The sequence below is a fragment of the Kitasatospora sp. LaBMicrA B282 genome, from assembly GCF_050325825.1.
Taxonomy (GTDB): domain Bacteria; phylum Actinomycetota; class Actinomycetes; order Streptomycetales; family Streptomycetaceae; genus Kitasatospora.
This window is the reverse complement of the sequence record NZ_JBNQTI010000233.1, coordinates 1-9818: the sequence shown is the minus strand read 5'-3', so window position 1 is coordinate 9818 and position 9818 is coordinate 1. Positions and strand designations below refer to the sequence as shown.

The following is a 9818-nucleotide window of genomic DNA, read 5'->3' as shown; positions in this document are numbered from 1 at the left end:
CGGCCCGTGCCGCCGCGGCCACGCCGGCCGCGTCCGCCCGGTCGGCGGGCCGCCAGCCGGCCGCCAGGGCGTGCCGGGCGATCGCGGTCCCGCTGGCCAGGCCCTCCAGGCAGCCGCGGCCCCCGCAGGCGCAGCGCTCCCCGTCCAGGTCCACGCTGATGTGGCCGATATGACCCGCATTGCCGCTCGGCCCCGCGCGCAGCGCCCCGCCCAGCACCAGGCCGCCGCCGACCCCGGTGGAGACCACCATGCAGAGCGCGTTGTCGAAGCCCCGGGCGGCGCCCCGCCAGTGCTCGGCCGCGGTCATCGCCACCCCGTCGCCGGTGAGCACCACGGTCCGGCCGCCGACCAGCGCCCGGACCTCCTCGACCACCGGGAACTCCCGCCAGCCGGGGATGTTCACCGGGCTGACGGTGCCGTGGACCGTGTCCACCGGTCCCGCGCTGCCCACCCCGACCAGCTCCACCCGCGGCCACTCCGGCGCCGCGGTCAGGCCCTCGACCACCTCGGCGAGCACGTCGCGCACCACCTTCCCGGACCCCCCGGCCCGGGTGGGGCGCTCCAGCCGGTGGTACAGCTCACCGTCCTCGGCCCCGACCAACGCTCCGGCGATCTTCGTGCCACCGATGTCGACCGCCGCGACCAGTGCCTGACCGTCCATCATCCACCGCCCTGTCCACGTGCCTCGTGCACGGTCCCATCCTGCCCGGTGCCGCGCGGCCCTGTCGCGGACTGGGGCCTGTCTTCAAACTCCCGTCGTCCGCCCGAAGGGCGGGCGGGGCGGCTCCCCCAGCCTGGCGGCTGGGAGGTGCCCCCACGGGTGCGTGCATCGGCGGCGCCGAGGAGGGAGTCCATGCGGTGGGGGCACCTCCCGGCCGAAGGCTGGGGGCCATCGGCGACTGACGAGAAGCCGTCGAGGTGCGTGCCCCGGCGTCGCCCCGCAGACGGGAGTTTGAAGACAGGCCCTAGCCCCGGCCCGCGCGCAGCCCCCGCCGCCGGCCCGCTCCCCATGCTGGACAGTGCGCCCGACGGCGCCCGAGAATCGAGGCATGAGCGCTCGGGAGCACCGCACCGCCCTGGCCCCGGTCGACCCGGCCGCCCGGGCGGCCCGGCCCTCCGAGGCGGACCGCGAACGGGCGCTGGACGTGCTGCGGGCGGGCGCCGGCGACGGCCGGCTGTCCCACGACACCTTCGTCCGGCGGATGGAACAGGTGCTGCTGGCGCGCACCGCCGCCGAACTGGACGCGGCGCTGGTCGGCCTGCCGAGCGACGGCCGGCTGGCCCGCTTCGCGTTGCGGGCGGTCGGCCGGTTGTCCGCCTTCACCGTACGGCTGCGCGACGCCTGGCAGACCGAGCAGCTGCCCGGCCTGACCCTCCCTCCGCCCGGCCGGGCCCCGCTGCGGATCGGCCGGGCGCCGGGCTCGGACCTGCGGCTGGCCGACGACTCGGTCTCCCGCCGGCACGCCGAACTGCGCCCGGCGGCGAGCGGCTGGGTGCTCTACGACCTGGGCTCCACCAACGGCACCCACGTCAACGGCCACCGGGTCACCGGCGGCGTCCGGGTCCGCCCGGGCGACCGCGTCGCCTTCGGCAACCAGGCCTTCCGGCTCGCGACGGGCTGACGGGCGGAGGCGGGCTGACGGGCAGAGGCGGACGGGACTGTCTTGACGTTTCTGACGCCCCCTCAGCCGCTCGGCCGACATCGACGCGCGGGCCCCCGGTCGCGCCCCTAGCCTCGGACTGCGAGGGCGGGCCCGACGGCGGAGGGTGGCGGCAGCGATGGCAGCGTCGAGCGAGCGCCCGCGCCGGACGCGGCGGCTCGCGGTGCTGCTGCCCGCAGGAGTGTTCGCGGTGCTGCCGGCGTCCACCGCCACGGCCGACCCCGACCCGACTCCGGCCCCGCTGACCCTCGTCTGCCAGACCGCCACCGCCCGGATCGCGGCCGGCGACCTCACCGAGGCCAAGCGACTGCTGGTCCGGGTCCCCTCTCCGGGCGAGGACTCCTGCGTCCAGACGCTGCTGGGCCAGGTCGAGCAGCAGCGCAGCGACGCAGCCGACGCGGTGCTCGCCGGTCAGGCGAAACTGGCGGCCGGGGACCTGAAGGACGCCGGCTACCAGTTCCGGCTCGCCGAGATGCTCGACCGCAGCAACCAGGACGCGATCAACGGCGTCGCGCAGGTGTCCCGCTTGGAGGACGAACCACTGGCGCCCGCCGGCACCAACTGGGAGTCCTTCTACCAGGACTGGCTGCTCCCACTCGGCAAGGTGGCGCTGCCGACGCTGGTCGGCATCGCGGTACTGCTGCTGGCCGCCAGCGGCGCGACCCGCTGGGTGGTGCGACCGGGGGCGGTGGCCTGGGAGAAGCGGGAGCGGTATCCGCTCAATGCCATGAGCGCAGTACTGGTCTTCGGGCTGAGCGCGATGCTGCCGGTCTACACCATGTTCAAGCCCTTCGGCGTGCATTGGGCACTGGCCGCGGCCGCGTTCTGGCTGGTGGTCTTCTTCGCGCTCATGCCGATCCTCCTGGTGTTCGTGTTCTGGTGCCGCAAGCATCCGGAGGCGCGTGCGAAGCAACTCTGGAAGGACTGGTGGCGGCTCGGCCTCGCCCTGACCCTGGTGCTCGCGACGACCATTGCCCTGTGCTGGCACTGGTCCGGACACCCGGGCGATCAGCTGCTGGTCACCTACCCGGCCCTGGCCGTACTGGCCGTACTGCTCGTCGCGGCCGGGTACGGGCAGAACCTACGGTTGCAGGTCGAAGCGCAGAACAGCGACGGCAGCGTCGACGCCGCGGCGACCGACTACGTCCTGACCCGCCTGCTGACCATCGGCGACGAGCGGCGACCGAAGGACCTGCGGGTGGCCCTGCGGCAGAGCCCGGTCAGCGCGCTGCAGAGCGAAACGCTGAGCGCGCTGCCCAGCGGCGCCTGGGTCTCCGCCTTCGCCAAGCTGTACTTCACCCTGCGCCCCGACCTGACCTGGCGCGCCCGGGTGACCCGGGTGGACTGCAACCGGGTGACGATCACCCTGACCCGCAACGGCCGGCTCGCCGCGAGCGACCTCTTCAGCCGCGAGGACCTCGGCCTGCCGAAGATCGACGACAAGGACACGAAGCCGGCGATCGCCTCCGCGCAGAACCAGGCGCAGGCACAGCTGCTCACCGGGGCGGCCGCGTTCATCCTGGTCCAGCTCAGCCAGGTGCACCGCGAGCTGGGCGAGGAGCTGAGCGGGCTGACGAACTGGAAGAGCCTGACCCTCCAGGTGATCGCCTGCAGCCGGGCCCTCGCCGACAACACCTACGACGCGGTCCCGCTGCTCGCGGGCGCGGTGAACGAGGACCCCGGTTACCTGGCCGCCCGGTACGAGTACCTGTGGGCCTACTTCCGCTCGCTACCGCCCGCCGAACGGGACTGCGGCGACTTCGCCACGGCGCTGGCGGCAGTACTGCTCCCGAACAACGACGTTGAGGAGTCGCGATTGCCACTCTCCCCACAACTGCGGATCAAGGTGCTCTACACCTGCGCCGCCCAGTGGCTGAACGGGTACCTGAACAGCGGGCAGCCGGACAAGGAGATGCTCGCCCCGGCCATCACCATGGCCGCGAACCTGGTGGAGAGCTGCGAGAAGGAGAAGGACCGCCAGAGCCCGCATCAGGAGTACGCCGGACACATGTACCCGTTCGCCAAGAACCTGGAGTACGCCGCCAAGCTCCTGGCCAACCGGGCCACCTTCCCCAGGGACCGCCGGGCCGCCGACCCCGAGCAGGAGCGCGCCACCAACCCCGAACAGAACCGAGGCGTCATCCCAGCGGACTGGCTCCACCCGCACCCCGCCGCCCCCTTCTCGCCGCGGCTCGCCTGGGACCAGGCCTGCCTGGACGCCCTGCTGTGGCGGCTGTCGGAGGAGCAGCAGTGGTCGGCCGACGCCCTCCAGGACCTGCGCTACGCGCTCTACAGCCCCGAGCTGCGCAGCCAGGCCCAGGACGACCCCTGCCTCCGCCCACTGTCCGATCATCCGACGTTCCAGCGGATCGTCGGCCGGCCCATCGAGACCATGATCGACCTGGCGCTGTTCGAGCCGCACCGCGAACAGTTGAAGGCTGCGGCGCTGGCCACCCCCGAGTCGCTGGTGGAAGCCACCGACACCCAGGCGAAGTGCGAGGACCTGGCACGGTTCCTGAACTGCTCGCCGCACCAGATCCAGCGCTACCGGGACCTGGCCGAGCTCGCCGCCATCGCTCCGGAGCTGAACGACCGGCAGATGCTCGAACTGCTGGCGACGATCCCCGTGAGCTCGGCGCGGATCCTACGTGCCTGGGCCGCGGGCCCGGAGAGCAGGAAGCGGCTGGTCAATGACATCCGTGACAAGGCGGTCACCCTCGACCTGACCACCCTCCCCGGCGTGGTCAACCTCGCCCGCTGGCTCGACCGGCTCCCCCGCTGACCCTCACCCTCGCCCTCACCCCTCCAGCAGCCGCTTCTTCAGCACCTTCCCCATCGCGTTCCGCGGCAGCTCGTCGACCAGCACCACCCGGCGCGGGCGCTTGTGCACCGAGAGCCGCTCGGCGACGAAGGCGGTGAGCTGTTCGCCGGTCACCGGGCCGTCGGGGATCACGAAGGCCACCACGGCCTGCCCGAGGTCGGGGTCGGGGGCGCCGACCACGGCGGCGTCGGCGACCGCGGGGTGGTCGCGCAGGGCGGCCTCGACCTCGCCTGCACCGATCTTGAAGCCGCCGCTCTTGATCACGTCGACCGAGCTGCGACCGACGATCCGGTGGAAGCCGTCGGGGCCGACGGTCGCCACGTCGCCGGTGCGGAACCAGCCGTCGGCGGTGTGGGCCTCGGCGGTGGCGGTCGGGTTGCCCAGGTAGCCGTCGAAGAGCGGGGCGCCGCGGACCTGGAGGTCGCCGACCGTCTCGCCGTCCGCGGGGACCGGGGCGCCGTCCTCGCCGACCAGCCGGGTCTCGACGCCGGCCACCGGCAGGCCGACGCTGCCCGGGCGGCGCTCGCCGTCGGCCCGGGTGCTCAGGGTGATCAGGGTCTCGGTCATGCCGTAGCGCTCGACCGGGTGGTGGCCGGTGAGCAGGGCCAGGCGGTCGAAGACCGGCACCGGCAGCGGCGCGCTGCCGGAGACCAGCAGCCGGGCGCCGGCCAGCGCGCGGGCCGCGTCCTGGTCGGCGGCGATCCGCGACCAGACGGTGGGCACCCCGAAGTAGAGGCTGCCGGCCGCCTCGGCGTAGGCGGCCGGGGTCGGGCGGCCGGTGTGGACCAGCTTGCAGCCGGTGCGCAGCGCACCCAGCACACCGAGCACCAGGCCGTGCACGTGGAACAGCGGCAGGCCGTGGACCAGGGTGTCCTCGGGCGTCCAGGCCCAGGCCTCGGCCAGCGCGTCCAGGTCGGCGGCGATCGCGCGGTGCGGGATCCGGACGCCCTTCGGCGGGCCGGTGGTGCCCGAGGTGTAGAGCACGAAGGCGGGCCGTTCGGGGGCGGGCGCTCCGGTGCCCGGGTGGGTCGGGCCGGCGGGGGCGCGCTCGGCCAGGTCGACCGGCAGCGCCGCGATCTCGTGGTCGGCCGCCACGGCCTCGACCGCCGAGCGCTCGCCGACCAGCAGCTCGGCGCCGCTGTCCCGCAGGATGTGCGCCCGCTCCAGCACTCCGGCGTCGGGCGGCAGCGGCACCACCGGCACGCCGGCGAGCAGGCCGCCGACCACCGCGGTCACCGTCTCGGCGGTGGGCCGGGCCGGCACCGCCAGCGCCGCGGCGCCCGCGACCCGGGCCGCCACCGCGCCCGCCGCGCCCAGCAGCTGCTCGCGGGAGAGTGCCCGGCCGTCGATCCGCAGTGCGTCGGCCGCGTCGCCGCAGCCCCCCTGAAGGGCCGTCAACAGGTTCACGGCCGCACTCTACGGGACCCGGGTACGCCACAGGGCGTGATCCACATCTCGTGGTGCGGATCACGCCCTGCGTCCTGACCGCCCGGCCCGAGGGGTGCCCGGGCCGAGAAGCTGCGGCTCAGCCCTTGCGGGCCTTGACCTCCTCGGTCAGCTGCGGCACGACGTCGAACAGGTCGCCGACCACGCCGTAGTCGACCAGCTCGAAGATCGGCGCCTCGGAGTCCTTGTTGATGGCGACGATGGTCTTCGAGGTCTGCATACCGGCCCGGTGCTGGATGGCACCGGAGATGCCCGCGGCGATGTAGAGCTGCGGGGAGACCTGCTTGCCGGTCTGGCCGACCTGGTTGCTGTGCGGGTACCAGCCGGCGTCGACCGCGGCGCGCGAGGCACCGACGGCCGCACCGAGCGAGTCGGCGAGCGCCTCGACCACGCCGAAGCCCTCGGCGGCACCGACGCCGCGGCCGCCGGAGACCACGATCGCGGCCTCGGTCAGCTCGGGGCGGCCGGTGGAGACGCGCGGGGTGCGGGAGGTGACCTTGGCGGCGTTGCCGGTGAACTCGACGGTCACGTTCTCGACCGTGCCGGCGGCCGGGGCGGCCTCCGGGGCGGCGGCGTTCGGCTTCACGGTGATGACCGGGGCGCCGTGGGTGATCTTCGACTTCACCTGGAACGAGGCGGCGAAGACCGACTGGGTGGCGATCGGGCCGTCGGCGCCGGCCTCCAGGTCCACCGCGTCGGTGATGATGCCGGAGCCGAGGCGCAGCGCCACGCGGGCGGCGACCTCCTTGCCCTCGCCGGAGGAGGTGACCAGGACGGCCGCGGCACCGGAGGCCTTGGCGATCTGGGTCAGCGCGTCGACCTTGGGGACGACCAGGTACTCGGCGAACTCGGCGGCGTCGGCGACGTACACCTTGGCGGCGCCGTACTCGGCGGCCTTGGCGGCGATGTCGGCGGCGGCCGCACCGGCGCCGAGGACGACGGCGGAGGGCTCGCCGACCCGGCGGGCGAGGGTGAGCAGCTCGAGGGCGGGCTTGCGGACGGCGCCGTCGGCGTGGTCCACCAGGACCAGGATCTCAGCCATGATTTTTTGTCTCCTGAGGGAACGTGGGGTCCGAACGGCGGATCAGATGAACTTCTGCTCGGCGAGGAAGGCGGCGAGCTGCTTGCCGCCATCGCCCTCGTCCTCGACGATCGTTCCCTTGGTGCGCGCCGGGCGCTCGGTGATGGTCTCGACCGCGGTCCAGGCGCCGGCCAGGCCGACCTCCTCGGCCTCGATGCCCAGGTCGTCCAGGTCGAGCTCCTCGACCGGCTTCTTCTTGGCCGCCATGATGCCCTTGAAGGACGGGTAGCGGGCCTCGCCCGACTGGTCGGTGACCGAGACGACGGCCGGCAGCGCGGCCTCGACCTGCTCGGTGGCGGCGTCGCCATCGCGGCGGCCCTTGACGAGACCGCCCTCGACCGTCACCTCGGAGAGCAGGGTGACCTGCGGCAGGCCCAGGCGCTCGGCCAGCAGCGCCGGGAGCACGCCCATGGTGCCGTCGGTCGAGGCCATGCCGCAGACGACCAGGTCGTAGCCGGTCTTCTCCAGGGCCTTGGCGAGCACCGCGGAGGTGGCGATCACGTCGGAGCCGTGGATGTCGTCGTCGTTGACGTGGACACCCTTGTCGGCGCCCATGGAGAGGGCCTTCTTCAGCGCGTCCCGGGCGTCGTCGCCGCCGACGGTGAGCACGGTCACCTCGGCGTCGCCGGACGCCTCGGCGATCCGCAGCGCCTGCTCGACGCCGTACTCGTCGAGCTCCGACAGGAGGCCGTCCACGGCGTCCCGGTCGGTGGTGGTGTCGTCCGCGAAGCGACGGTCACCGGTCGCGTCGGGCACGTACTTCACACAGACAACGATCCTCAAGCTCACGGCCTGTCTCCTGTACTGGTCTCGTCCGGCGGCTGCGGCGGTGCAACGGGCGGGCACGCACTCGGCGGCACCCGCATCGGACAGCGCATTCCTGCTGCCCCGACCGGCACTCCCGGCAGCATACTCGGCAGCATCCCGCTCTGGTTACTCGTCAGTAGATAAATACCGGTCGCCCACATCTTGCCGCAATGTCGGGGCGTTATCCCCTCTGATCATTGTGACGAAGCTCTCTGCTTCTCCGGACCGCAACCCACCGTGGATTCCGAGGTCGGCGCGGGTGTCCCGAGCGGCTCGCCGGATCGGTGCGGCGGGGGCATTCGGCACGCCGTTCCGGCGGCATTCGGGGCCCGCGGGTATCAGGCGGGCGGGCCGGTGACCGCGCGGCCCAGGGCGGCGATCACGTCCGCCCGGCGTGGCTGTCCGGCGGCCCGCCGCACCACCCGACCGGCGGCGTCCAGCACCAGCACGGTGGGCGTGCGCACGACCTCGAGGCGGCGCACCAGCTCCAGGCGCTGCTCGGCGTCCACCTCCAGGTGCGCCACGCCGGGCACCATCGCGGCCACCTCGGCCAGCACCCGGCGGGTCGCCCGGCAGGGCTGGCAGAAGGCGGTGGAGAACTGCACCAGGGTGGCCCGCTCTCCCAGCACGACGCCCTCGCCCAACTCGGCGGCGGACAGCAGCACGACCTCGTCCCTCCCGCGCGCCGACCGGCACGCACCCTGTGCTCCAGTGTGCGCCACCGTCCGCCCGCGCCCGCACTCGACCGGTCCTCCGACCGCGCGCCGGCGCGCACGCCCGGCGGCAGTCCGGCTCCGGCCGCCGCGGCAGGCCACGATGTGACGACTATCTCGCGGTACCAGGGCCCGCCCAGATGACAGGAGGCACCCCTTCGAGGGACCATCATCAGCAGAAATCACCCGTGTCAGCCGCGGCGTGCCGCAGCCCCGGGGCCTGGTGCGCCGCACCGCAGGCCCGGGTGCCACCACACGGGCCAGGGCCCGCAGGGAGAAGTAGGGCTGACCGTGGCAGAGTTCGTTTACCCGCCGGTGATCCGCGCCGCGCTGACCGCCTTCAAGGCGCTGGACGTGCGGGTGAGCATCGTGGGGGCCGAACACGTGCCGGCCACCGGCGGTGCGGTCCTGGTCAGCAATCACGTCAGCTACCTGGACTTCCTCTTCGCCGGACTGGGCGCCTACCGGGGCGGCAAGCGCAAGACCCGGTTCATGGCCAAGGACGACGTCTTCAAGCACCGGATCTCCGGCCCGCTGATGCGCGGCATGAAGCACATCCCGGTGGACCGGACCGACGGCCAGCCCGCCTACGAGGCCGCCGTGCGCGCGCTGAAGGCCGGCGAGGTGGTCGGTGTCTTCCCCGAGGCGACCATCAGCCGCTCCTTCATGCTGAAGAAGTTCAAGACCGGTGCGGCCCGGATGGCCGCCGACGCCGGCGCCCCGCTGCTCCCGGTGGTCCTCTGGGGCACCCAGCAGCTGTGGACCAAGGGCCGTCCCAAGCAGCTGACCAAGCGCCACGTCCCGGTCACCATCATGATCGGCGAACCGATTCACCTGGCCGACAACGACAAGCCGGTGATGGTGACCCGGCGGCTGCGGGCGGCGATGACCGAGATGCTGGAGCGCGCCCAGCGCGAGTACCCGGCCAAGCCGGCCGGCCCGTCCGACTCCTGGTGGCTCCCGGCCAGCCTCGGTGGCACCGCGCCGACCCTGGAGGTCGCCGAGGCCGAGGACGAGCAGGAGGCCGCGGCGAAGGCGGCCCGGCGGGCCGCGCAGCAGGCCTGAGGAAGCCGGCTCGAGCCCGGCCCGAACACGTCGACGGCGCGTCACCCGCTACGGGTGGCGCGCCGTCTGACGTTCGGTCTGCCGATGAGGTTCGGTCTGCCGACAAACGCGAAGAAGCCCCCGACCGGATCGGTCGGGGGCTTCTTCTGAAGAATTGTTCGGCGGCGTCCTACTCTCCCACAGGGTCCCCCCTGCAGTACCATCGGCGCTGTGAGGCTTAGCTT

At 73.4% G+C, this 9818-nt stretch carries 8 protein-coding genes and 1 rRNA gene; 3 read left to right on the top strand and 6 right to left on the bottom strand.

What is annotated here, in order from left to right; genetic code table 11:
* On the bottom strand, nucleotides 1–664 hold a 664-nt coding region (locus tag ACQRUO_RS36255), incomplete at its 3' end, for an ROK family protein (RefSeq protein ID WP_428320428.1).
* A gap of 385 nt (nucleotides 665–1049) precedes the next feature.
* On the opposite strand from ACQRUO_RS36255, the gene ACQRUO_RS36250 reads away from it, so the two are divergent.
* A complete protein-coding gene (locus ACQRUO_RS36250; RefSeq protein WP_428320427.1) occupies nucleotides 1050–1622 on the top strand; it encodes an FHA domain-containing protein in 573 nt (190 codons plus the stop codon).
* 157 nt (nucleotides 1623–1779) lie between these two features.
* Nucleotides 1780–4443, top strand: coding sequence for a hypothetical protein (locus tag ACQRUO_RS36245; RefSeq protein ID WP_428320426.1), 2664 nt, complete (start codon nucleotides 1780–1782; stop codon nucleotides 4441–4443).
* A gap of 15 nt (nucleotides 4444–4458) precedes the next feature.
* Here the strand turns inward: ACQRUO_RS36245 and ACQRUO_RS36240 are convergent, their stop codons facing one another.
* From ACQRUO_RS36240 to ACQRUO_RS36225, 4 genes are all read right to left on the bottom strand, one after another.
* A complete protein-coding gene (locus ACQRUO_RS36240; protein WP_428320425.1) occupies nucleotides 4459–5889 on the bottom strand; it encodes an AMP-binding protein in 1431 nt (476 codons plus the stop codon).
* A 118-nt stretch (nucleotides 5890–6007) separates the two neighbouring features.
* A complete protein-coding gene (locus ACQRUO_RS36235; RefSeq protein WP_428320424.1) occupies nucleotides 6008–6970 on the bottom strand; it encodes an electron transfer flavoprotein subunit alpha/FixB family protein in 963 nt (320 codons plus the stop codon).
* 42 nt (nucleotides 6971–7012) lie between these two features.
* Nucleotides 7013–7798: an electron transfer flavoprotein subunit beta/FixA family protein gene (locus ACQRUO_RS36230; RefSeq protein WP_428320423.1), complete on the bottom strand. Its 786-nt coding sequence runs from the start codon at nucleotides 7796–7798 to the stop codon at nucleotides 7013–7015.
* Nucleotides 7799–8154: 356 nt separating this feature from the next.
* Nucleotides 8155–8481, bottom strand: coding sequence for a thioredoxin family protein (locus ACQRUO_RS36225; RefSeq protein ID WP_428320422.1), 327 nt, complete (start codon nucleotides 8479–8481; stop codon nucleotides 8155–8157).
* Between the two features lie 339 nt (nucleotides 8482–8820).
* On the opposite strand from ACQRUO_RS36225, the gene ACQRUO_RS36220 reads away from it, so the two are divergent.
* Nucleotides 8821–9594, top strand: coding sequence for a lysophospholipid acyltransferase family protein (locus ACQRUO_RS36220; protein ID WP_428320421.1), 774 nt, complete (start codon nucleotides 8821–8823; stop codon nucleotides 9592–9594).
* Between the two features lie 156 nt (nucleotides 9595–9750).
* On the opposite strand, the gene rrf is transcribed toward ACQRUO_RS36220, so the two are convergent.
* Nucleotides 9751–9818 (bottom strand): 5S ribosomal RNA (gene rrf, locus ACQRUO_RS36215); the annotation flags it as partial.